Consider the following 22,073-nt stretch of genomic DNA (forward strand, 5'->3'; position numbering starts at 1 on the left):
GCAAATTCCCGACAGCATCGCCGGCGCACCTCGGCGCCAATCCCGGCCGGCGATGGCAAGGCTCCGTCGCGCGTGATGGCTGGATCTTCGGCATGATGAATTATCATTTCAACTTCGCCATCGTCTGGCGCTATTCGGCCAAGCTCTTTGAAGGGTTGCTGCTGAGCATCGAGCTGGCGGCCGCGACCATCGCAATCGGCATGCTCATTGGGCTGGTCCTCGCCTTGGTCCAGCTCGACGGGCCGCGCTGGGCTCGCCCCCTGATCCGGGGCTATGTCGAGTTCGTCCGCAACGTGCCGCTGCTGCTGCTGGTCTATCTGGTCTTTTACGGCATCCCCAGCGCCATCGACCTGCAATATGGGGCGACGACCTCCTTCGTGGCCACGCTCGCCGTCTATTCCGGCGCCTATCTCGTCGAGGTGCTGCGAGCAGGCCTGGAGGCCGTGCCGAAAGGGCTGATCGAGGCGGGCAAGAGCATCGGCCTGACACCTTTCGGCGTGCTCTGGCACATTCGCCTGCCGACGGCGCTGCGCATCGCCCTGCCTTCGCTTTCGAACACCTATGTCTCCTTGTTCAAGGACACCTCGATCGCCTCCGCCATCGCCGTGCCCGAGCTCGCCTATGGCATGCGCTGGATCGAGACACAGACGTTCCGCACCGTCGAGGTCTATCTGCTCGCGACCCCCATCTATCTGGTGACCAGCTACGCCATCCTCCTGCTGCTGAGGCTGGCCGAGCGGCGCTATGCCATCAACCGGTGACACCATGTCCACGATGTTCGAGGCACTCCCCTTCCTGCTCGGCGGCCTGTGGACCACGCTCTTCGTGTCCGCGGCTGTGGTCGTGATTTCGCTGCTGATCGGCATTCCGCTCGGCTGCGCACTGGTCTTCGGGCCGGCCTGGGCACGACTGCCGATCCGGCTCTATGCGGATTTCGTTCGCGGCGTCCCGATCCTGGTCCTGCTCTATTTCATCTATTATGGCCTGCCGGCGTTGCGCATCAATCTGCCCAGCCTGCTGGCGGCGATCGTAGCGCTCACCGCCTTCAAGTCGGCCCAGATCGTCGAAATCACACGGGGCGCCTTTCAGGCCATTCCGAAAGGGCAGACGGAGGCAGCCCAGTCGATCGGCCTCGGTCTCTTCGATCGCTTCTTCTATGTCCTTGCTCCCCAGGCTGTCCGACGCTTCCTGCCGCCTTTCATCAACAGCATGGTCGATACGGTGAAGGGCTCCTCGCTCGTATCGCTGCTCGGCATCGTCGATCTCCTGCTCTCGCTGCAGCAGGTGATCGGCCGTACCCATGTCGCCCTGCCGCTCTATGTGCTGGGCGCGCTGATGTATTTCGCCATCAACTTCCCGCTCTCTGCCCTGAGCCGCCGGCTCGAAAAGCGCTTCGTCTGATCGGAAGAACCGCCATGTCAAATGCCGCAACGCAGCCAGTGATCGAGATTGCCAATCTCACCAAATCTTTCGGGGCCCTGCAGGTGCTGAAAGGCGTCGACCTCGCCGTCGAGAAGGGCCAGGTCATCGCCATCATCGGCCCCTCCGGCAGCGGCAAGACCACCCTGCTGCGCTGCATCAACTTCCTGGAGGAGTATGATGGGGGCTCGGTTCGCATCGACGGGGTCGAAGTCGGCTTCAGCGAAGCGAATGGCAAGCGGCGGCGGCGTAGCGAGCGGGAACTCGCCCATATACGCGTCGATGCCGCCATGGTGTTCCAGCAGTTCAACCTGTTTCCGCATCTGACGGCGGCCCAGAACATCATGCTGGGCCTGATCAAGTCGCGCGGCAAGAGCAAGGCCGAGGCCCGGAGCATCGCCGAGAAATGGCTCGGCCGCGTTGGCCTGTCCGCAAAGATCGATGCGATGCCGGGACAGCTTTCCGGCGGGCAGCAGCAACGCGTCGGCATTGCCCGCGCCGTGGCGATGGAACCCAAGGTGTTGCTGCTCGACGAGATCACCTCCGCCCTCGATCCCGAACTCGTCGGCGAGGTCCTCGGCGTCGTCCGCGAGCTGGCAGCCGAGGGGCGCACCATGATCCTCGTGACCCATGAGATGGCATTCGCCCGGGAGGTCGCCGACAGGGTTGTTTTCACCGATCAGGGCAAGATCGTGATCGATGCCCCACCCGCGCTCGTCTTCAGCGAACAGCCGAACGAGCGGCTGCGCGCCTTCCTCGCGCGTTTCGCGGGCCTCCAGCAACCTGCCCCTACTCACGCGCGCTGATGACAGCGCCCGCGCTGGCGATCATCACCAACACGATGCCGCCGATCTGCTGCAGGCTGAGCGGCTCATGCAGGACGAAATAGCCGGCAAGCGCACCGATACCGGGCTCGGCACTCATCAAGATCCCGAAGGTCGCCGAAGACAGGCGCCTCAAGGCCATCATTTCGAGGGCATAGGGCAAGAGCGGCGTCAGGACGGCCAGGCCGACCGTCTGCAGGGCGAGGCCGCCGGGAAGAGCAAAACCGGTTTCGTACAGGCCGAAGGGGGTCGATATCAGGGCTGCCGCGGCGAAGGAGATCGCCAACCCCTCCAGCCCCTTGAAGGATTTGCCGATCCGCTTGCTCAAAAGAATATAGGCGGCCCACCCGGTCCCGGCGGCAAGCGCGAACAGGAAGCCGAGCATGTCGACGCTCCAGCCCGCCTGGTTTCGCACCAGCAGGAGCACGCCGCCAAAGGCCAGCACCAGCCAGATCAGCCGCCAACTGCGGGCAAAGCCGAGGGCCGCGACGCCTAGCGGCCCCAAGAACTCGATCGCAACCACCAGGCCCAGCGGCACACGGGTGATTGCTACGAAGAAGAAGAGCGTCATCATCGCGATAACCGCGCCCAGCGCCAACGCAGCCAGAATATCCCGGCGGTGATAGCGGCGCAGATCCGGCCGCACGATGATGCCGAGGATGATCGCTGCCCAGGCCAGCCGCCCCCAGGTGGTGGCGAAAGGACCGTAGGCGGCCATGGTGGGATGAGCCAGAGCCGCGCCGAGCTGCACCGAAACCATCGAGCATGTGAGCATGACCAGGGCGAGGCCCGTCTGCGATGTCGACGCTGCGGCCGCGTTGCTTGAATTGTCCTGCAAAGTCCCCTCCTCAGGGGAGCGCTTCTACACCATCGAAACGGCAAAGCGGAGAGTGGCAAAATGACAATTGCGGCTTCCGCCCCAGGGCATGCCGATCTGTGCCTGCAATCGCTGCGCTCCTCCCGTCCGTGCGATCAAACTCTGGAAAGTTCGCATCATTCTATTCGGGCAGGAGATCAGTATATATAGATAATCTGAGGCAGAGGCGACAAACCTCCTCATCTTGGAAGGAATATCGGCGCATTCAGACGATCCAGAGAGTTCCCCGACGGTGGTCGGCCAACCCGACCGCGCGACGGCTCGCAGCATGATCGGCCGTGATTTGAGAAAGAAGGACGCTTCCTTCTCAGCCCGCGGCTGCTTTCGCTGGATCGAACTTCTCGATGAAATCGATCAGGGCCGTCACCGCCAGACCCATGTCGCGAATCGAGGTGAATTCCGCAGGGTTATGGCTGACGCCGCCGCGGCAACGCACGAACAGCATGCCGATCGGACAGAGGGCGGCCAGCGACTGGGCGTCATGCCCGGCCCCCGACGGCAGGTGGATCGCCTTGCTGCCCTGGGCGATGATCGCTGCGGCAAATCCGGCCTGCAGGGAAGGATCGCAGGGCTCCGCCTTGGCTTCATGGGTCTGCTCGATCCAGACCGAGACGCCGCGCCGTTCGGCGATGGCGAGGAACTCCTTGCGCAGGACGTTCATCGCCTCGACGCGCCTGGCGTCACTCTGCGAGCGCAGATCGACTGTAAAGACGATGCGGGCGGGAATGACGTTGGAGGCGCCGGGCGACAGGCTCAACTTGCCGATGGTGCCGACCATGAAATCATCGGCATGGCTTCTGGCGAGGTTTTCGAGCGCAAGCGCCATTTCGGCGCAGGCCGAGAAGGCGTCCCGCCTCAATGTCATCGGTACCGTGCCGGCATGGCCGGCTTCGCCCACTACCGTCACTGAATAGCGTATCTGGCTGGCGATAGCTGTCACGACACCGAGCCCCTCGCCGGCCTCTTCCAACACCGGGCCCTGCTCGATATGAACCTCGACATAAGCCGCCGCCTCGCCGGGCTCATAGGCGGCCGAGGGAATGGCGTCCGGATCTTTGCCATAGAGTCGCAAGGCATCCACCAGCTTGACGCCATCGTTGGATTCGATCTGCAAAACCGCCGGATCGAAGTGCCCTGCGACGGCCTCGGAGCCGAGCAACGTCGTCGCAAAACGGGAGCCCTCTTCGTCACCGAAGGCGAGGACATCGATACCGAAGGGCATGGCGCCATGTTTGCGGAGGATCTCGCGTGTCGCCAGGATACCAGCGATGACGCCGAACGTGCCGTCATAGGCGCCGGCATCAATCACGGTGTCGATATGCGAGCCGATCAGCAGCCGCTGCACGGCATTGCGCGTTCCCGAAGACGGTGCCAACCGGCCTCGCACCGTGCCGAGCGCGTCCTCGCTGACCTCCAATCCGGCTTCCGTCATCCAGCGGCCCACCAGATCCGCCGCCTGCCGATGCTCGGGTGTGAGATAGAGACGCGTCAGGCGTCCTTCCTCGGCACTGATCGTGGCAAGCGCGCGGATCATGCTCTCGGCCTCGCGGCCCAACGCCATTGCTCGTTCGATCATCTCGTCGCCTCCCCTGTCGGCAGGAAGAACACGGGATAGGGGATGGCATCGAGCCTGGCATGGTCAAATGGCATGGGGTGGTACGGTCTCGTCAGGAGGGCATTCCGAAAGGTTAGCCCGTCCCTAACAGAAAACGCCGCTCCGGTCCCCTTTTGTTGGGGGGACCGGAGAGGTCGTGGGCCGCTATGCGCGAGCAAGTGTAGAGCCTGCATGCGCGGCGGGCCAATCAGTTCGGGAACTTGTCGTCGATGCCCTTGACGTACCAGTTCATGCCGAGGATCTGCGAGGCATCGAGCTTGTCGCCGCCCTTGCATTCCACCGTCTCGCCCGTCTGGTTCGCGACAGGGCAGGTGAAGGGGTGGATCTTGCCGGATTTGAGGCCCGCCTCGGTCTCCTCCGCCAGCTTCTTCACATCGTCGGGCATGTTGGTGTAGGGCGCCATCTTGACCATGCCCTTGTCGAGCCCTTCCCAGGTATCCTCAGACTTCCAGGTCCCGTCCAGTACGGCCTTGGCGCGCTCGATGTAATAGTCGTCCCAGTGGTTGATGATCGCGGTGAGCTGGGTCTTCGGACCGAAGGCGATCATGTCGGAGTCTTGGCCGAAGGAGTTGATACCCTTCTCGGCCGCGGCCTGGGTGGCGGCGGGACTGTCGGTATGGGTCGCCAGGATGTCGGCGCCCTGGGCGATCAGCGCCTTGGAAGCGTCGGCTTCCTTGCCGGGATCATACCAGCTCGAGGTCCAGACGATCTTGATCTTCATGTCCGGGCGTACGGACTGGGCGCCACGCATGAAGGAATTGATGCCCGAGATCACTTCGGGAATCGGGAACGGTGCGACATAGCCGACAATGCCGCTCTTCGACATCTTGGCGGCGATCACGCCCTCCACATAGCGCCCTTCATAGAAGCGCCCGGCATAGGTCGAGACATTCTCGGCCCGCTTGAAGCCGGTGGCGTGCTCGAACTTCACGTCCGGAAAGTTCTTGGCGGCCTTGATGGTGGGATCCATGAAGCCGAAGGAGGTGGTGAAGATCAGCTTGTGACCGGAATCGGCAAGGTTCTCGATGGCGCGCTGGGCATCGGGGCCTTCCTGTACGCTCTCGACATAGGTGGTTTCGACCTTGTCGCCGAGCGCCTTGACCAGCGCCTTGCGTCCGACATCATGCTGGTAGGACCAGCCGAAATCGCCGACCGGACCGACATAGATGAAGCCCACCTTGAGCTTCTCCTCGGCGCTAGCCGAGGTCACCCCGGCACCGGCCATGAGGCCGCAAACGGCCAGGGCTGCCAATATCGTTTTTTTCATAGAGTTTCCCCTCATGGCGGGCCGTACGGATCGAAACGCCGGGCCACGGCCCATGCCCGGCGCCCAACGAAAATTATCGATCAGGCACAAAAGCAGTGCCCAGCGAAGCTGGCGCCACACCGCGCCGCCCCTTGCCGGCAGAGATCATCACCAGGACGATCACCGTGGCAAGATAGGGCAGGCCCGTCCAAAATTGCGGCGGCCAGACCAGCCAATGCGGCAGCGAACCGCCCAGCGCCTGCATGTGCAGATTGCCGATCCAGATGGCCCCGAAGAAATAGGCGCCCAGCAACAGCCGCCCGGGCCGCCAGGACGCGAAGACCACCAGGGCCAGCGCGATCCAGCCGCGGCCGGCCGTCATGCCCGTGCCCCAGAAAGGCGTGTCGGCCAAGGAAAGATAGGCCCCGCCGAGGCCCGCGCAGGCCCCGCCGAACAGCACGGCCCCGAAGCGGATCAGCCTGACGGGATAGCCCAGCGCATGTGCCGAAACATGGTTTTCACCGACGGCCCGCAGGATCAGGCCGCTGCGGCTGCGATAAAGGAACCACCAGACAGCGGCAACCAGCACGATCGACAGATAGACCAGGGCATCCTGGCCGAAGAGGAGAGGCCCGATCACCGGGATATCGGTCAGGCCGGGAATGTCGAGCGACGGGATCTTGGCCCGGTTGAGCCCGACGAAGCTGGTGCCGAGGAGATCGGACAGGCCGAGGCCGAGAATGGTCAGAGCAAGGCCGGAGGCGACCTGGTTGGCGGCGAGCCCCAGGGTCATAAAGGCAAAGAGCGCCGCGAAGACCATCCCCGCCAGGACCGCCGCAAGAAAGCCGAGCAGCGCGCTGCCGGTCATGTAGGCGATGGCAAAGCCTGAGACCGTGCCCATGATCATCATGCCCTCGACCCCGAGATTGAGCACGCCGGAGCGCTCCACCACGAGTTCGCCGATGCCGGCCAGCACGAAGGGCGTCGAGGAGGTGATGATGGTGAGGATGATCGCTTCTGTGAGATTCATCAGGCCACCTTGACTGCGCCGCGCACGATGCGAATGCGGTAGAGGATGAGCGTGTCGCAGGCGAGCACGTAGAACAGCAGGAGGCCCTGGATGACGCTGGTGATGCCGATGGGCACCTTGAGCGAGATCTGGGCCGCTTCGCCACCGAGATAGGACAGCGCCAGCAACAGGCCTGATAACAGGATGCCCACCGGATTGAGCCGACCGAGAAAGGCGACGATGATGGCGGTAAAGCCATAGCCGCTGGCAAAGGGAAGTTGCAGCAATCCCATCGTCCCGTCGGCCACGCTGATGCCGGCCAGGCCGGCAAGGCCACCCGATACGGCAAAGACGAACAAGGTCATGCGCCGGGGCGAAAAACCCGCGAACAGGGCCGCGCGTGGTGCCTGCCCTAGAAGGCGGATCTCGAACCCTTTGAGGCCGCGCCACAGCAGCACGGCCGCGGCGGCCACCACCACCAGCGCGAAGATGGAATCGAGATGGATCGGGCTGCGCCTGAACAGGGCCGGCAGCGTATTGTCGAAATTGGCGGTCAGCGGGAAATTCAACCCGGCCGGATCGCGCCAGGGACCGCGCACGCAATAATCGAGGATCTTGTCCGCGATATAGACCAGCATCAGGCTGGTCAGGATTTCGTTGGTGTTGAAGCGCGTCTTCAGGATCGCCGGAATCAGGCCCCAGAGCGCACCGCCGACGAAGCCGCCGATGAGGATGAGCGGCACGGCATAAAAGGGCGTCTGGCCCTGGAACAACAGGGCGACGCCCCCGCCCACCGTTGCGCCGATGATGTACTGGCCTTCCGCGCCGATATTCCAGTTGTTGGAGATGTAGCAGAGCGACAGGCCGACGGCGATGATCACCAAGGGGGTGGCGCGCACCACCAGTTCCTGAGCGGTACGCAGGCCGGTTAGCGGCTTGATGAAATAGACATAAAGCGCTTCGCCGGGCGCCTTGCCGTAGAGCGCAAAGATGATGGCGGCCGAGACCACCGTAAGCAGGATGGCGATGAGCGGCGAAACCAGGGCCATCGCCACAGAGCGTTCGGCCCGCTTTTCGAGTTCAAGCCGCATGATCGGCGCCCCCCATCAGCAGCCCAATCCGCTCGAGGGTCATGGTCGATACGGGCTCCGGCGCTGACAGCCGGCCATGATGGATGACCGCGATATGGTCGGCGACCTCGAAGATTTCGTCGAGATCCTGGCTGATCACCACCACCGCCGCACCGCGCCGCGACAGATCGATCAGGGCCTGCCGGATCAGGGCGGCGGCACCGGCATCCACGCCCCAGGTCGGCTGGTTCACCACCAGCACGCCGGGCTCGCGCAGCATCTCGCGGCCGACCACGAATTTCTGCAGATTGCCGCCGGAAAGCGAGCCGGCCTCGGGATCCGGCTTGCCCTTGCGCACATCGAACGTGCCGGAAATCCTGACTGCCTCGGCCGAAGCCTTGCGCATGTCGACCATACCGTATGACACCAGCCCGCTGGCGGCATGGCCAGTCAGCAGCGCATTCTGCGATAGGGTCATGCGCGGCGCCGCCGCATGGCCGAGCCGCTCCTCCGGCACGAAGGCGGCACGCAATCGCCGACGCTCGGTGACGCCAAGCCCCCCCACCGGCTTGCCGTCGACGGCCACGGCCTCGGGCTCCACCGTCCGCTCGCCGGAGATGGCCGCGAAGAGTTCGCTCTGGCCATTGCCCGCCACGCCGGCAATGGCGAGAATCTCGCCGCCCCGGGCATTCAGCGTGAGATCCTTCAGCGCGGTGCCATGCAGGTCTTCGGCCGGTAGATTCAACCCCTTCAGCGCGAGACGTACGGGCCCGTCCCGATTGGCCAGGCGACCATGCTCGACCATGGCGACGTCAGCGCCCACCATCATGCGAGCAAGACTGGCGGCAGTTTCCCGGCGCGGATCGCAGGTCGCCACCAGCTTGCCATGACGCAGCACGGTCGCCGTTTGGCATAGGCGCTTCACCTCTTCCAGCCGGTGGGAGATATAGAGCACCGCCCTGCCCTCGCCGGTGATGCGTTCAAGGGTGAGGAAGAGCTGGTCGGCCTCCTGCGGTGTCAGCACCGAGGTCGGCTCATCGAGAATGAGGAGCTTGGGATTCTGCATCAGACAGCGCACGATCTCGATGCGCTGTCTCTCCCCCACCGAGAGCGTATGCACCGGCCGGCGCGGCTCGAGCGGCAGCCCATAGGCGGCTGATACTGCCGCGATGCCCTCCTCGACATCCCGCAGTTTCGTACCCGGCGGCTGCGCCAGGGCGACATTCTCGGCCACGCTGAGATTGTCGAACAACGAGAAATGCTGGAACACCATGCCGATGCCCATCGCACGGGCAGCAGCCGGGCGCGGCAGCTGGATCGGCTCGCCTTGCCAGTAGAGCTGTCCCTCGTTCGGCTGCAGCAGGCCATAGAGAATCTTGACGAAGGTCGACTTGCCGGCGCCGTTCTCGCCCAACAAGGCGTGAATTTCATGCGGCATGATCTTGAGATCGATACCGTCATTCGCTCTCAGCGCACCGAAGATCTTGACGATACCCCTCGCTTCGATCAGGGGCGTGTGAGCGTCTGCCATTGCTGCCACATTCATGGACGTGCCCAATCCATAGGCGCAAATAGAGCAGATGCGAAGAGTTCAGGCATGGTGACGCAGCTTTTCCCCAACTCAGCGACGTACCAGGACCGAAGCGTTTTGCGATTGAGTGGAATCACCAAGAATCGCAAAGACGCATCGAAGCAGAGACGCTAGGGCAAACACGCGTTCAAGCGTGAACGCGCTTTGCTCTAGGCCTGCCGCCGGCCGTCTTTCAGGACCGGCATCTGGCTGCCGGCCTGACGGGGTAACTGCAAGATCTGGGCCACGACGGAAGCCGCTATGACTGCCGGCTCCTTGCCCTCGATGCCGGGCACCCCGATCGGGCAGATCATGCCCTCGATCAGGCGCTCTGTCAGGCCCGCTTGCCGCAATTGCGAGAGGAAGCGGGCTCGCTTGGTCTGGGAGCCGATCACACCGACATAGGCAAAGCGGTCCGCTGCCAAGGCCGTCGAAACGATGGCAAGATCGAGCGCATGGCTATGCGTCATGACGACGATGCGTGCACGATCGGGCGCGCCGGCCAGGATCCGCCCGGGCTCCGCATCGCGGCGGAGCACGACATTCTGAGGCACGTGGCTCGGGAAGGCATCGGGCCGAGCATCGCACCAGACCACATCGATCGGCAGAGGCGCCAACGCCAGGATCAACGCCCTACCGACATGGCCGGCTCCGAACAGATAGAGAGAAGGGTTGGCGGGCTCCAGTCTTTCGAGCAGGCGCCCATCCGGCAGAAAACGGCTGGCCGCTTCCGCGGGCAGCCCTTGCGCCTCGGCATCCGTAGCCGGGCGACGCATGAAACCGCCCCGGTCCTGCGGCATACCGATGAGGACATGTCCCCTATTGACCGATGGCGCCGCAAGTTCGCTCAGCCAGACGAGATCGTCTCGTTCCAGGCGTTCCAGCATCAGGCCGACCCGGCCACCACAGCACTGGCCGAGATCAGGGCCCAGAGCCTTGTCCATGGAACGTAGACGGCGACCCTCCCCGGCGGAGAGGAGAGCCTGAGCTTCCGCCAGCACCTGCCATTCCAGGGTACCGCCCCCGACCGTGCCGGAAAAAGCCCCGTCCGCCCGCACGGCCATGCGCGTGCCCGCCTCGCGCGGGCTCGAGCCACGCGCGTCCATGATGGTGACGAGTACGGCGCGGCCGTCCCGCTCGACCATGGCTTTCAGCGTCGCGAAGATCCCCATCGCTCTGCCCGCACCCATGCCGGTTTAAGTACCAGCATGATAACGCTTTGGGGCGACCGCGCCAAAGTTCAATTCGGGGGCCGGTCTTCAGACCAGCCCGGACTCCTCCAGGGAGCGCGGTATTTCCTGGCTGGTCCGAGGACCAGCCTCCCGATTACAGTGCCTTGTCGAGCGCCTGCGTGAAATCGGCGATCAGGTCATCGGAGCTCTCGATGCCGGCCGAGAAGCGCAGCATGCCCTGGCGGATACCCATGCCCAGGCGCGCGTCTTCCTCGAAGCGCTGATGGGTGGTGGTCGAAGGATGGGTGATCAGGCTCTTGGTGTCGCCGAGATTGTTGGAGATGCGGGTGATCTTCAGCGCATTGGCAACCTTGAACGCCGCGCTCTTGCCGCCCTTCACCTCGAAGGTCACCAGCGTGCCGCCCGCCTTCATCTGGCGGCGTGCGAGTTCCACCTGCGGATGATCGTCGCGGAAGGGATAGATCACGCGCTCGACTGCCTTGTGGTTCCCCAGGGCATCGGCAACCTTTACCGCATTGGCGATCTGGCGTTCGACCCTGAGTTCCAGAGTCTCCAGGCCCTTGAGCATCACCCAGGCATTGAAAGGCGAGATCGAGGGACCGGTCTGGCGCAAATAGGTTTGGATATGGTCGTTGATGAACTTCTCGGATGCCAGGATCACGCCGGCCAGACAGCGGCCCTGCCCGTCAATATGCTTGGTGGCCGAATAGACCACGCAATCGGCACCGAGTTCGAGCGGGCTCTGCAGCAGCGGCGTCGCGAAGACATTATCCACCACCAGCGTGGCGCCGGCGCTCTTGGCGATCTTGGCTATGGCGGCGATGTCGAGAATCTCGAGCGTGGGATTGGTCGGGCTTTCAAGGAAGAACACCTTCGTCTCCGGCCGCACCGCCGCCTGCCATTGGGCAAGCTCGGTGCCGTCGACCAGGGTGGAGGTGACGCCGAAGCGCGGCAGCAGTTCCTCGATGACATAGCGGCATGAGCCGAACAGCGCCTTGGCGGCGACGACGTGGTCGCCGGTCTTGAGCTGGCCGATCAGGGTCGCGGTGACGGCGGCCATGCCCGAGGCGGTGGCGCGAGCTGCCTCGGCTCCCTCCAGTTCCGCCATGCGCTGCTCGAACATCGCCACGGTGGGATTGGAAAAGCGGCTATAGATGAAGCCGACATCCTCGCCCTTGAAGCGGGCCTCCGCCTGTTCGGCACTCTCGTAGACAAATCCCTGGGTGAGGAACAGCGCCTCCGACGTCTCCGCATATTGCGAGCGCAGCGTGCCGGCATGCACGAGCCGGGTGGCCGGGCGCAATTCCCGGGTGGAAGGTGCTGAAGTCAAAGGTTTGGTCATCTGCGGCAATCCCGATAGCCGCAAGTCGAGCGCCAGCGCTCTTTCCCACGGCCCTTTAGCGAGTTGTTTTACGTGGCTGCAAGCCGGCCGGCCCAAATCCACCACGACGAAGACTGTTGAGTAGCCCTACTCCCGGATGGCGTCAATGGATGGTTTCGTCTAGCAAGACCAGGAACCGCAATAAGCTGGCAGAAAAAAGCGAGAGCCATGCCCTCCCCGAACATCCCGCATTCCCCAGGCCTTCTGCACACTTTTGGCATCCTGCCCTCCCAGGCGATTGCTGGCCTGGTCGAGACGGGAGCCGTCCGCATCGAACAACCTCTGGCTTCGGATCAGATTCAGCCCGCCAGTCTCGATCTGCGCCTCGGCGCCAAGGCCTACCGCATGCGGGCGAGCTTCCTGCCGGGGCCGCGCAACACCGTGGCCGAGCGCATCAGGGACCTCGCCTTGCATGAGATCGACCTGACCAAGGGCGCCGTGCTGGAGACGGGCTGCGTCTATATCGTGCCCCTGCTCGAAAGCCTGCAAATGCCGGATGGCGTTCTCGCTTCCACCAATCCCAAGAGCTCGACCGGTCGCCTCGACGTCTTCACCCGTGTCATCACCGACCATGCCCGCGCCTTCGACCAGGTCGAGGCGGGTTATGACGGGCCGCTCTATGCTGAAATCGGACCGCGCACCTTCCCGGTGCTGGTGCGGACGGGATCGCGCCTGAGCCAGATCCGCTTCCGCCGTGGCGAAGCCCGCATCGACGATGCCTCCTTGCGCGAATTGCAGCGCCGCATGGGCCTGGTTTCGTCGCCCGACCCGGACATCGCCGGCGGTGTCGCCGTCTCCGTCGACCTCACCGGCTTCGGCGACGGTATCGTCGGCTACCGCGCCAAGCGCCACACCGCCGTTGTTGATGTCGACAAGCGGGCGGCCTGCGATCTGCTCGATTTCTGGGAGCCCATCCCGCATCGCGGCAAGAACGACATGATCCTCGACCCGGACGAGTTCTACATCCTGGCGTCCAAGGAAGCCGTGCATGTGCCACCGGAATTCGCGGCCGAAATGGTGCCGTTCGACCCGCTCGTGGGCGAGTTCCGCGTGCATTATGCCGGCTTCTTCGATCCCGGCTTCGGCTATTCGCCCGATGGCATGGAGGCGGCCAGGGCCGTGCTGGAAGTGCGCTCGCGCGAGGTGCCCTTCATCGTCGAGGACGGCCAGATCGTCGGGCGCCTGATCTATGAGCGCATGCTCGAACGCCCCCAGATCCTATACGGCTCCGGCCTCAATTCGAACTATCAGGGCCAGGCGCTGAAACTATCCAAGCATTTCAAATGAAGCTTTTCCTCTAGCTGGGGTCTCGCACCTTGAAGCAATTTGTCATCGCCGTTGCTGCTGGCGTTTCGGTTCTGACATTTCATGCCCCGCAAGCGCGGGCCATGGACTGCTTCGGTGGTTTCAGCTGCGAGGAAATCGGGGCGGCCGCATTCTCCTTCAAGGTGGTGCGTGACTGCCCTGCCCAATTTCAGATCCGCCCCAGTAAGAGGGACAAATTCGAGCGGGCGATGGTGGCGCTGCGCAATCGCCCCCTTGCCAATGTCACTGGTAATGAGGAATTCACCTCGACCTCACGACAATATGGTGCAGGTGTCTGCGAAGGAGCTGCACGAAAATTCAAGAATGGCTCGGTCGAATTCATCGAGCTGAAACCTCAGGCCAGACGCAAGTGAACCCAGGCGGGATGTTCTCGCCGGAGGTGTCGTAACGAGAAAGAGCGACCCGGCGGGCCGCCCTTTTGTTCGTTTGCGGATATGGTTGCGTCAGGCCGGCTTCGCCCGTCGCTCGAAGGAGACGACGAATTTGACGATCAGAAGGAAGGTGGTGGCCTCCACGGCGGCGACGATCCAAAGGCCCGTCGACATGGCGCCGGCATCCCTGAGATAGCCCATCAGATAGGGCGCGCCGAAGCCTGCGAGATTGGCAACCGAGTTGATCAGGGCGATGCCGACGGCGGCCGCCGAGCCGGCCAAGAAATGGTTCGGCATCTGCCAGAACACCGGGATCGCCGACATGGTGCCGACCACCGCCAGGGCGAGCGCCCCTAGGGCAAGCGGCGCGCTGCCGGGTACGGCGAAACCGAGGATGGTGAGGCCGATCGCTCCGGCCAGAGCGGCCAGGCCGCAGTGATAGCGCACTTCATTGGCACGGTCGGAATGGATGCCGTTGGAGATCATGCCGACGGCTCCGCAGGCATAGATCGCCGCCATGATCCAGCCCACCGTGGCCGGGCTGGTGAAGCCGACCTCCCGTACGATGGTGGGACCGAAGAAGGTCAGCGCGGAATTGGCCATGATGATGCAGAAGAAGATGGCGATGAACTTCCACACGATCGGGTTCTTCAATGACTGCAGCACATTGTGCTCGCGATGCCCGAGCGCCTTGCGGTCGCGCTCGAGATCGCTAAGCAGCAGCCCGCGTTCATCCGCTGTCAGCCAATGGGCATGGTCGGGCTTGTCGGTCAGATAATAGAGGGTGGCAAGGCCGGCCAGGACCGAGGGGACGCCTTCCAGCAGGAACACCCACTGCCAGCCCGCCCAACCATTCGCGCCGCCGAGCTGGGTCATGATGGTGCCCGCCATCGGCCCGCCCACGACGCCCGCCAATGCCGAGGCCGACATGAACAGGCCAAAGGCCTTGGCGCGGCGCAGGGATGGGAACCAGTAGGTGAGGTAGAGAATGACGCCGGGATAGAAGCCGGCCTCGAACACGCCGAGCAGGAATCGTAGCGTGTAGAACTGCCAGGGCGCGGAGACGAACATCATCAGGATGCAGATGATGCCCCAGCCGATGGTGATGCGGGCGAGGGTTCGCTTGGCGCCGATCCGTTCGAGCAGCATGTTGCTCGGAACTTCGAAGAAGAAGTAGCCCAGGAAGAACACGCCCGCGCCCAGGCCGTAGACCGTTTCGCTGAACTGCAGGTCCTGGAGCATGGTCAGCTTGGCAAAACCGACATTGACCCGGTCGATCCATGCCAGCACCCATAGGAACATCAGGAAAGGCAGCAGGCGCCAGGTCACTTTCTTGTAGAGCGCTTCCAGTTGCGGAGCAGCCGTATCCGTGAGTGCTCCTCCCGGCTCGGTCATCGCATTTGCGGTCATGGTTTTCTCCCTTATGTCTTTTTCATTGACCGGCCTCGCAACGGAGAGATGCAACCCGCCGTCTGCGTCATTGCGCAAGCCGCCTTCATGCCGGTAGCGGTGCGCTTGTCGGGTTCGTCCAGGGACGGAACCGCTTGTCACCCGGCACCTGCGGTGGAGGGTGAAGTCTGATCGTCAGGCCGCAGGCGCCACGGCCTGCCTGGCCTCGTGATGGAGCAAGGCATCCAGCCGGTAGCGGCTGATGAACGCGATCTGGCGCAGGGCCTCGCGGCACTCCTCGTCGCTGCGGCGCAGGAGCCGGTGGCGGAATTCCGCGAAGATGCCGAGCCTGGTGTAGTGACGCACGCATATGATGAACGGGAAGCCATGACGTGCGCGATATTTACCGTTCAGTTCGTCCATGGCCGCGACTTCAGAGGCAGAAAGCCGATCAAGCCCGGCCGTTCCCTGCTCTTCCACCGACTCGGCCGTCATCGTCCCCTGCTTGGCCTCGCGACCGGCAAGATCGGGATGGGCGTTCAGGAAGGCCGCAAGGCTCGCCTCATCCTGGCCGCGGACGACGGCCATCATCGCAGCATGCAGGCTATCCACGCTGTCGAACGGCCTGCGCTGCCAAACGGCTTCCGCCACCCAGCGGGAATTCTCGAAGACCGGCCCCAGCCGGGCGGTAAATGCCTCGCGGCTGGCCGTATTGAAGCTCGTCAGATCGATCAAGGCACCGCTCCACGGGATTTGTCGTTGTTCTCCGGCGGGATCGCTGAATTCCCGTGAGCAAAAGGATGCGCCTTGACACATATTAGGTCAATTTGATGAGATGAATGATCAATATTAGGAAAATCGAATAATAAGGGGTCAGCATCGATGAGGCGGACCTCTGACGCCCACCCTGAACAGGGGAGAGGATGAATGAAGAAAGATGCACTGGTGGATCTCAGTCTGCTTCGCGTCTTCTGCATCCTGATGAGCGAGCGCAGCGTCTCGCGCACGGCCGTGCGCCTGGAGATGTCGCAGCCCGCGGTCAGCCTCGCCCTAGGTCGGTTGCGGGAGCATTTCGGCGATCAACTGCTGATGCGCGGGCGCGGCGGGATGGTGCCGACGGACCGTGCCCTGACGATCCTGCCCCGCATCCAGGCCCTCTTGATGGATGCCGAAGCCCTGGCGGAGGACACTGCACCCTTCGACATATCGGCGAGCAATCACAGCTTCACGATCGCTTCCCCCGACTACCTGGCGCCCATCTTTCTGGGCGATGTCATCGCGGCCGCCCGGCGCGAGGCGCCGAATGTACGCCTCGTCATCCGGGCGCTGGGCCCCGATTTCGACTTCGAAAGTGCCCTGGCCAAGGGGGAGATCGATACCGTGATCGGCAACTGGCCATCGCCGCCCAATTATTTGCGCCGCTCGGTGCTGCTGGAAGACGAGGTCGTCTGTGTCATGGGCGCCCAGCATCGCCTGGCACATGGCCCGATCACCCAGGCCGACTATCTCTCCGCGGCCCATATCGTGCCGGTGTCCTACTCAGTCGCCCATCGCGGCCTGGTCGAAACCCATCTGAGCCGCCTGCGGCTTGTCCGCGAGCGGACGGTGGCGTTGTCCTATTTCGGCATGGCGCCCTATCTGCTGCTCGAATCCGATCTCATCTTCACGACCAGCCGCCATTTCGCACGGTATTTCACGGCTTTCCTCCCCCTGGCGATCCGCACCTCGCCGATCCGTTTCCCGGCGATGACCTTCTATCAATTGTGGCACGAGCGCTCGCATCATGCCCCGGCCCATCGCTGGCTGCGCGAACTCATGGCCCGCTCGCGCAGCAGCATCGATACCGCGCGCGCCGCCAGACCGGACTCCAAGGTCTAGAAGCTGTCTATCGGCCGCCGGATGTTTCGGTCGGCATCGAAGCATGCCGTGGCGGATTGGTGCATAATCACGCCAGAACGAGGATACCATGCCAGAAATCCCGGATTTTGCCGCCACTGCGTCGCTGATCGCCGATCCTGCTCGCGCGCTGATGCTGACCGCCCTGCTCGACGGCCGCGCTTTGCCGGCCGGTGAACTGGCCTATGCCGCACGGATTGCGCCTCAGACCGCAAGTTCGCACCTGGCCAAATTGCTGTCGGGTGGCCTCGTTGCCGTCGAGACGGAGGGGCGTCACCGCTATTATCGTCTGGCGGGCAGCCACGTCGCCGAAGCACTGGAGCACCTTTCCCTGCTCGGACCGGAGCAGCCGGTCCGGCGCAAGGCGATCAGCGGCAAGGCGCGCGAATTGCGCTACTGCCGGTGCTGCTACGACCATCTGGCGGGACAGGTCGGCGTCGCCGTGACTCAGGGCCTGGTCGAGCACGGCTACCTTGTCGCTGCCGCCGACAAGCAGTTTCACGTCACGGCCAATGGGGCCGCCTGGTTCAGGTCGATAGGCCTCGATGTCGACGCTCTGAAACCCACCGCACGTGGGCTCGCCCGTCAATGTCTCGACTGGACCGAACGAAGCCATCATCTCGCCGGCCCTCTCGGCGTCAACCTGCTGAGCGTGATGTGCAGCCTGGGATGGCTGCGCCGAGCCAAGGAGTCGCGGGCGGTTCAGGTCACGCCCAAGGGCTGGGTCGAACTCAGGCGGCAACTCGGCATCGATCCCGTTTCGAGCCTGGCGGCATAGGGCCTCCCTGCATGGGGCCGGATAATATCCGCTTTCGGGTCGTGTGGTCAGGCCACCTAGCCACTTGAATGTTGAGCTGTCGGTGATAGGCTCGAAGCGAGCAGAATGACCGGCGAGACAGAACCATGCCGTTTCAGGCCGTGGCGTCGCAGAGATTGTTTCAGCAGATTGCCGAGCAGGTCGTCGGGCTCATCCGCTCGGGCGAATTGCCGCCTGGCACGCGCCTGCCCGCGGAGCGGGATCTGGCCAGGAAACTGGGCGTCAGCCGGCCTGTCGTACGCGAGGCGATGATCGCCCTGGAGATCTCTGGCTTCGTTGAAGTGAAGACCGGCACGGGCAGCTATGTTTGCAGCAACTCGTCCCGCTCCGGGGAACTCGGTGACGCCGGCCCGAGCGCCTTCGACCTCCTCGCCGCTCGCCGTATCATAGAAGGCGAGATTGCAGCCACCGCCGCTGCAGCGGCTGGGGACGGAGATATCGAGCACCTCGATCAAGCCCTGGCCTGGTACCGGCAGGAATATCTCAAGGGCGAAGACTCCTTCGAGGCCGATCGCGCCTTCCATTTGGGCATCGCGGAGGCAACCGGCAATCCGGTGCTCACCCGCACGATGGAGCTCCTGTGGGGGGACATGCGCGGGCGCATCTTCGACAGACTGGGCGAACTGACCAACAACTCCACCAAGCTGCGGACCAATATGGCCGACCACCAAGCCATCCGCGATGCCATCGCCGCAGGTGATGGCGACAAGGCGCGCCGGGCCATGCAGGCTCACATCGCCAATGTCGAAGCCTATTTTCTGATGGATGCCGCGGAAGACGGCCACACGATACGGACGGGGAACGCCACACGCGGCAAGACGCGCCGCTGATAATCAAAACGGGAGGATGTCATGACTGCTCGGATAACCCGCCGCCAGGCGCTCGGCGCCGGCATTGGTTTCGCAACGCTCGGCCTTGCGAGCGCCAGGGCGCAGACCTCCGCCCTGCCGAAATCGCCTGTCACGCTCAATGTCGTCGATGTTGCCGGCAACCTCGCCCTCACCCAGAAGGCCATCCAGAACTACGCCAAGGCCAAGCCGGAACTGGTATCGAAGATCAGCTTCACCAAGGCACCGGCACCGGACCTCCCCGGCAAGCTCAAGGCCCAGCAGGATGCTGGCCGGGTCGACATCGATCTCGTTCTCACCGGCACGGACGCGCTATCCGCCGGCCTGGATCAGAAGATCTGGGTGCCGCTACTGCCCGATCTCGCCTCGGCGTTGCCCAAGCTCGACGACATCCTGCTCGCGCCGGCCGCCCGGATGCAGGGGCTGGCAAATGGCGCCGGCGTCATCGTTTCCTACTATCCCTCCGGGCCATTGATCGAATATGCACCCGAGCGCGTTGCCAAGCCGCCAACCACGGCCGAAGAACTGCTCGCCTATGCCAAGGCCAATCCGAACCGCTTCATTTACGCTCGGCCAGCCAATTCGGGCCCGGGACGCACTTTCCTGATGGGGCTTCCCTATATTCTCGGCGACAAGGATCCGAAGGACCCCGTCAATGGCTGGGAGAAAACCTGGGCCTATCTGAAGGAGTTGGGCGAGACCGTCGAATATTATCCCACCGGCACGGGCGCGACGATGAAGGAGTTCGGCGAGGGCTCGCGCGATATGACCGTCTCCACCACTGGCTGGGACATCAATCCGCGCGTGCTCGGCGTGGTGCCCAAGAGCGCCGCGATCTCGACGCTGAAAGGCTTTCACTGGGTCACCGACGCCCATTACGCCTGCATTCCCAAGGGGCTCGCCCCCGAGAAGGTCGCGGTGCTGCTCGACCTGATCAGCTTCATGCTGACGCCTGAGCAGCAGGCCTATACCTACGACCAGGGCTATTTCTATCCGGGACCGGCGGTCAAGAACGTCACCCTCGCCATGGCACCGGAGGATAGCCAGGCTGCCATCGGCGAATTCGGCCGTCCGGAATATGAGAAGCTGATCGCCGAAATTCCCACCGAACTGCCGCTGGAGCCCGCCAAGATGGTGGTGGCATTCAACATGTGGGACAAGCAGATCGGCGCCGCCAAGACCAAATGACGCCCACTTTTGGGTATCGTCGGGAGACCGTTCCCCACCGGGTGGCGGCCTCCCTTTCCGGCATTCGCGGTAAAGCGGCAGGTTCGATGTCACCACTCAACAGCTTCAGCCATCTGAGGCTCGACCAGGTCGGGCGCGACTTCGGCGCCATGAACGCCTTGAAGGATCTGTCCTTCACGGTTCAGCAGGGCGAGTTCATCGCCCTGCTCGGTCCCTCGGGTTGCGGCAAGTCGACAGCCCTCAACTGCATCGCCGGCCTGCTGTCCACCACGCGTGGCTCGATCTGGCTCGACGACCGGCGGATCGACACGCTCGGTCCGGAAGACCGCGGTTTCGGCATGGTGTTCCAGAACTACGCCCTGTTTCCTCATATGAGCGTCAGGGACAATGTCGGCTTCGGCCTGCGCATGCGCAGCGTGCCGCGGGATGAAGCCTCGGCGCGCATCGGCACCGCATTGGCGACGGTCAGGCTCACCGACCAGGCCGCCAAATTGCCCGGCCAATTGTCAGGCGGGCAGCAGCAGCGGGTTGCCATCGCCCGCGCCATCGCGGTGGAACCGCCACTCGTGTTGATGGATGAGCCCCTATCCAATCTCGACGCCAAGCTCCGCCTTGAGATGCGCCAGGAGATCCGCCGCATCCATGCCGGGCTCGGCTCGATCACCCTCTATGTCACCCATGACCAGGACGAGGCGCTTTCCCTTGCCGACCGCATCATCGTCCTGCGCGATGGCGAGATCCGCCAGATCGGCACGCCCGAGGATCTCTATCAGCGCCCGGCGACCCTGGACGTCGCCGAATTCATGGGATTCCGCAACCGCCTGCCGGGCACGATCATCGCCTCGTCCGACGACGGCGTTACGCTGGAAATCGCCGGCGAGCGCATCGACGGCGTCCCCCGTGAAGCGCTGAACGGGCCAAGGGCGGTCGCCGCGATTCGCCCCGACGACCTGACGGCCGGTGAACGAGGTTTCCCCGCCATCGTCGACATCTGCGAATATCGCGGCCACGCCTTCTTCGGCGCAGCCCGGGGCCCTGCCGGCAACGAGCTCTTCTTCAGGGCGCGGCAGCGCATGCAGCCGGGCGACAAGGTGCATCTGAGCGCGGATCCGGCGCGCGTACTGGTCTTCAACGAGGTGGCGCGATGAACATGCCGCCTGCCGTCAGTTTGAAGACGCGCCTCGCCGCGCGCGGTATCGATGGCGTCACCCTGCTCGTCCTGCCGGCCGTGCTGTTCCTGCTGGCCCTGTTCATCTACCCGTTCTTCTACGGACTCTGGCTGTCGTTCCAGCCCAAGGATGGCTCGACCTTCGGCAATTACATCGCCTTCTTCAGCGACCCCGCACTCTACGGCACGATCGCCACCACTCTGTGGATCGCAGTACCGGCCACACTGTTCAACCTGCTCGCCGCCATACCGGTGGCTTTCCGCGTCCGCCTTCTCGACAATCAGCGCCTGCTCACCACCATCCTGGTGCTGCCCATCACACTCGGCACGGTGCTGGTAGCCGAGGGCCTGCTCAACTATCTCGGGCCGCAAGGCTGGTTCAACCGGGCGCTCACCCTTGTGGGGGTCGGCCCGGTCAAGCTCGTCCACAACTACTGGGGGGTGTTCCTGTCGCTGGTGATCACCGGCTTCCCGTTCACCTTCCTCCTGACGCTCTCCTATGTCACCGGCATCGATCCGGCCCTGGAGAATGCGGCGGCAACGTTGGGCGCCAGGCCGGCCGCGCGTTTTCGCTACATCTTTCTGCCGCTGCTGCTGCCAGGTCTCGCCGTGACCTTCTGCCTGAGCTTCGTGCAGGCTTTCTCGGTCTATCCCTCGGCCGTGATGCTCGGCGCACCGGCAGGTCCCACCCGCGTCATCACCATTCCAGCCTACCAGGCCGCCACCGAGCTCTATGATTATTCGATGGCCTCGGCGATCGCCATGATCATGGGCGCCATCCTGCTGGTCGTCATCGCCATCGTGCTCGGCCTTCGCTCCCTCGCCTATCGCGGGCCGGCCGGCGGCGGCAAGGGTTAGGGAGGAGA

21 protein-coding genes and 1 riboswitch are annotated in these 22,073 nt (G+C 63.8%); of the genes, 11 read left to right on the plus strand and 10 right to left on the minus strand.

The annotated features are described in order from the left end of the window. Window positions 1–92 precede the first annotated feature (92 nt). The 3 genes from AB4037_RS18225 to AB4037_RS18235 are packed head-to-tail and all read left to right on the plus strand — an operon-like array spanning window position 93 to window position 2,225. Window positions 93–761, plus strand: a complete 669-nt coding sequence (locus AB4037_RS18225) for an amino acid ABC transporter permease (protein WP_441772473.1) — start codon at window positions 93–95, stop codon at window positions 759–761. A 4-nt stretch (window positions 762–765) separates the two neighbouring features. Further along, window positions 766–1,401 carry an amino acid ABC transporter permease gene (locus AB4037_RS18230; protein ID WP_441772474.1) on the plus strand — a complete coding sequence of 212 codons (636 nt, stop codon included), beginning with the start codon at window positions 766–768 and terminating at the stop codon, window positions 1,399–1,401. Window positions 1,402–1,415: 14 nt separating this feature from the next. Further along, the gene (locus AB4037_RS18235; RefSeq protein ID WP_441772475.1) at window positions 1,416–2,225 is read left to right on the plus strand and encodes an amino acid ABC transporter ATP-binding protein; all 810 of its coding nucleotides are present in this window, start codon (window positions 1,416–1,418) and stop codon (window positions 2,223–2,225) included. Here the strand turns inward: AB4037_RS18235 and AB4037_RS18240 are convergent. The 8 genes from AB4037_RS18240 to AB4037_RS18275 all read right to left on the minus strand — a co-directional run bounded on the left by AB4037_RS18240 (window position 2,209) and on the right by AB4037_RS18275 (window position 12,165). Beyond that, window positions 2,209–3,081 carry an EamA family transporter gene (locus AB4037_RS18240; protein ID WP_441772476.1) on the minus strand — a complete coding sequence of 291 codons (873 nt, stop codon included), beginning with the start codon at window positions 3,079–3,081 and terminating at the stop codon, window positions 2,209–2,211. The two genes, AB4037_RS18235 and AB4037_RS18240, sit on opposite strands and share 17 nt — an antisense overlap. 346 nt (window positions 3,082–3,427) lie before the next feature. Beyond that, entirely contained in the window at window positions 3,428–4,696 is a 1,269-nt protein-coding gene (locus AB4037_RS18245; protein ID WP_441772477.1) for an allantoate amidohydrolase, read from the minus strand. A gap of 226 nt (window positions 4,697–4,922) precedes the next feature. Then, entirely contained in the window at window positions 4,923–6,002 is a 1,080-nt protein-coding gene (locus AB4037_RS18250) for a BMP family ABC transporter substrate-binding protein (protein WP_434956089.1), read from the minus strand. Between the two features lie 73 nt (window positions 6,003–6,075). Beyond that, the gene (locus AB4037_RS18255; RefSeq protein ID WP_441772478.1) at window positions 6,076–7,011 is read right to left on the minus strand and encodes an ABC transporter permease; all 936 of its coding nucleotides are present in this window, start codon (window positions 7,009–7,011) and stop codon (window positions 6,076–6,078) included. Next, a complete protein-coding gene (locus AB4037_RS18260) occupies window positions 7,011–8,081 on the minus strand; it encodes an ABC transporter permease (RefSeq protein WP_441772479.1) in 1,071 nt (356 codons plus the stop codon). Before AB4037_RS18260 ends, AB4037_RS18255 begins: the two co-directional genes overlap by 1 nt. Continuing rightward, a complete protein-coding gene (locus AB4037_RS18265; protein WP_441772480.1) occupies window positions 8,071–9,591 on the minus strand; it encodes an ABC transporter ATP-binding protein in 1,521 nt (506 codons plus the stop codon). The genes AB4037_RS18260 and AB4037_RS18265 overlap by 11 nt, the downstream gene beginning before the upstream one ends. Before the next feature lie 209 nt (window positions 9,592–9,800). After that, window positions 9,801–10,802, minus strand: a complete 1,002-nt coding sequence (gene xdhC / locus AB4037_RS18270; RefSeq protein WP_441772481.1) for a xanthine dehydrogenase accessory protein XdhC — start codon at window positions 10,800–10,802, stop codon at window positions 9,801–9,803. Between the two features lie 154 nt (window positions 10,803–10,956). Next, window positions 10,957–12,165 carry an O-succinylhomoserine sulfhydrylase gene (locus tag AB4037_RS18275; RefSeq protein WP_434956084.1) on the minus strand — a complete coding sequence of 403 codons (1,209 nt, stop codon included), beginning with the start codon at window positions 12,163–12,165 and terminating at the stop codon, window positions 10,957–10,959. A 35-nt stretch (window positions 12,166–12,200) separates the two neighbouring features. After that, window positions 12,201–12,280, minus strand: a riboswitch (SAM riboswitch). A gap of 92 nt (window positions 12,281–12,372) precedes the next feature. On the opposite strand from AB4037_RS18275, the gene AB4037_RS18280 reads away from it, so the two are divergent. Both AB4037_RS18280 and AB4037_RS18285 read left to right on the plus strand, forming a co-directional pair. Continuing rightward, the gene (locus AB4037_RS18280; protein ID WP_434956083.1) at window positions 12,373–13,491 is read left to right on the plus strand and encodes a 2'-deoxycytidine 5'-triphosphate deaminase; all 1,119 of its coding nucleotides are present in this window, start codon (window positions 12,373–12,375) and stop codon (window positions 13,489–13,491) included. Between the two features lie 29 nt (window positions 13,492–13,520). Beyond that, on the plus strand, window positions 13,521–13,883 hold the full coding sequence (locus AB4037_RS18285; RefSeq protein WP_441772482.1) for a hypothetical protein: 363 nt from the start codon (window positions 13,521–13,523) through the stop codon (window positions 13,881–13,883). Window positions 13,884–13,973: 90 nt separating this feature from the next. Here the strand turns inward: AB4037_RS18285 and AB4037_RS18290 are convergent, their stop codons facing one another. Together AB4037_RS18290 and uraD are read right to left on the minus strand one after the other, a co-directional pair. Further along, window positions 13,974–15,311 carry an MFS transporter gene (locus AB4037_RS18290; RefSeq protein ID WP_441772483.1) on the minus strand — a complete coding sequence of 446 codons (1,338 nt, stop codon included), beginning with the start codon at window positions 15,309–15,311 and terminating at the stop codon, window positions 13,974–13,976. Window positions 15,312–15,485: 174 nt separating this feature from the next. Continuing rightward, complete coding sequence (uraD, locus tag AB4037_RS18295) at window positions 15,486–16,025, minus strand: 2-oxo-4-hydroxy-4-carboxy-5-ureidoimidazoline decarboxylase (RefSeq protein WP_441772484.1); 540 nt, start codon at window positions 16,023–16,025, stop codon at window positions 15,486–15,488. Between the two features lie 192 nt (window positions 16,026–16,217). On the opposite strand from uraD, the gene AB4037_RS18300 reads away from it, so the two are divergent. The 6 genes from AB4037_RS18300 to AB4037_RS18325 all read left to right on the plus strand — a co-directional run bounded on the left by AB4037_RS18300 (window position 16,218) and on the right by AB4037_RS18325 (window position 22,065). After that, window positions 16,218–17,168 (plus strand): LysR family transcriptional regulator, encoded by a 951-nt coding sequence (locus AB4037_RS18300; RefSeq protein ID WP_441772485.1) that lies wholly within the window; start codon window positions 16,218–16,220, stop codon window positions 17,166–17,168. Window positions 17,169–17,256: 88 nt separating this feature from the next. Then, complete coding sequence (locus AB4037_RS18305; RefSeq protein WP_441772486.1) at window positions 17,257–17,964, plus strand: ArsR/SmtB family transcription factor; 708 nt, start codon at window positions 17,257–17,259, stop codon at window positions 17,962–17,964. 125 nt (window positions 17,965–18,089) lie between these two features. Next, window positions 18,090–18,833: a FadR/GntR family transcriptional regulator gene (locus AB4037_RS18310; protein ID WP_434956077.1), complete on the plus strand. Its 744-nt coding sequence runs from the start codon at window positions 18,090–18,092 to the stop codon at window positions 18,831–18,833. Between the two features lie 21 nt (window positions 18,834–18,854). Then, window positions 18,855–20,039 carry an ABC transporter substrate-binding protein gene (locus tag AB4037_RS18315; RefSeq protein WP_434956076.1) on the plus strand — a complete coding sequence of 395 codons (1,185 nt, stop codon included), beginning with the start codon at window positions 18,855–18,857 and terminating at the stop codon, window positions 20,037–20,039. Between the two features lie 86 nt (window positions 20,040–20,125). Then, complete coding sequence (locus AB4037_RS18320; RefSeq protein ID WP_441772487.1) at window positions 20,126–21,187, plus strand: ABC transporter ATP-binding protein; 1,062 nt, start codon at window positions 20,126–20,128, stop codon at window positions 21,185–21,187. Further along, window positions 21,184–22,065, plus strand: coding sequence for an ABC transporter permease (locus tag AB4037_RS18325; protein WP_441772488.1), 882 nt, complete (start codon window positions 21,184–21,186; stop codon window positions 22,063–22,065). The genes AB4037_RS18320 and AB4037_RS18325 overlap by 4 nt, the downstream gene beginning before the upstream one ends. Window positions 22,066–22,073: the final 8 nt, after the last annotated feature.

Source organism: Labrys sp. KB_33_2, assembly GCF_052114505.1.
Taxonomy (GTDB): Bacteria; Pseudomonadota; Alphaproteobacteria; order Rhizobiales; family Labraceae; genus Labrys.

Bases quoted from the DNA above. Each gene is read 5' to 3' on its own strand.
- AB4037_RS18225 (WP_441772473.1), top strand. From the start codon at position 93: ATGATGAATTATCATTTCAACTTCGCCATCGTCTGGCGCTATTCGGCC.
- AB4037_RS18230 (WP_441772474.1), top strand. From the start codon at position 766: ATGTCCACGATGTTCGAGGCACTCCCCTTCCTGCTCGGCGGCCTGTGG.
- AB4037_RS18235 (WP_441772475.1), top strand. From the start codon at position 1,416: ATGTCAAATGCCGCAACGCAGCCAGTGATCGAGATTGCCAATCTCACC.
- AB4037_RS18245 (WP_441772477.1), bottom strand. From the start codon at position 4,696: ATGATCGAACGAGCAATGGCGTTGGGCCGCGAGGCCGAGAGCATGATC.
- AB4037_RS18250 (WP_434956089.1), bottom strand. From the start codon at position 6,002: ATGAAAAAAACGATATTGGCAGCCCTGGCCGTTTGCGGCCTCATGGCC.
- AB4037_RS18255 (WP_441772478.1), bottom strand. From the start codon at position 7,011: ATGAATCTCACAGAAGCGATCATCCTCACCATCATCACCTCCTCGACG.
- AB4037_RS18260 (WP_441772479.1), bottom strand. From the start codon at position 8,081: ATGCGGCTTGAACTCGAAAAGCGGGCCGAACGCTCTGTGGCGATGGCC.
- AB4037_RS18265 (WP_441772480.1), bottom strand. From the start codon at position 9,591: ATGGCAGACGCTCACACGCCCCTGATCGAAGCGAGGGGTATCGTCAAG.
- xdhC (WP_441772481.1), bottom strand. From the start codon at position 10,802: ATGGGGATCTTCGCGACGCTGAAAGCCATGGTCGAGCGGGACGGCCGC.
- AB4037_RS18275 (WP_434956084.1), bottom strand. From the start codon at position 12,165: ATGACCAAACCTTTGACTTCAGCACCTTCCACCCGGGAATTGCGCCCG.
- AB4037_RS18280 (WP_434956083.1), top strand. From the start codon at position 12,373: ATGCCCTCCCCGAACATCCCGCATTCCCCAGGCCTTCTGCACACTTTT.
- AB4037_RS18290 (WP_441772483.1), bottom strand. From the start codon at position 15,311: ATGACCGCAAATGCGATGACCGAGCCGGGAGGAGCACTCACGGATACG.
- AB4037_RS18300 (WP_441772485.1), top strand. From the start codon at position 16,218: ATGAAGAAAGATGCACTGGTGGATCTCAGTCTGCTTCGCGTCTTCTGC.
- AB4037_RS18305 (WP_441772486.1), top strand. From the start codon at position 17,257: ATGCCAGAAATCCCGGATTTTGCCGCCACTGCGTCGCTGATCGCCGAT.
- AB4037_RS18310 (WP_434956077.1), top strand. From the start codon at position 18,090: ATGCCGTTTCAGGCCGTGGCGTCGCAGAGATTGTTTCAGCAGATTGCC.
- AB4037_RS18315 (WP_434956076.1), top strand. From the start codon at position 18,855: ATGACTGCTCGGATAACCCGCCGCCAGGCGCTCGGCGCCGGCATTGGT.
- AB4037_RS18320 (WP_441772487.1), top strand. From the start codon at position 20,126: ATGTCACCACTCAACAGCTTCAGCCATCTGAGGCTCGACCAGGTCGGG.
- AB4037_RS18325 (WP_441772488.1), top strand. From the start codon at position 21,184: ATGAACATGCCGCCTGCCGTCAGTTTGAAGACGCGCCTCGCCGCGCGC.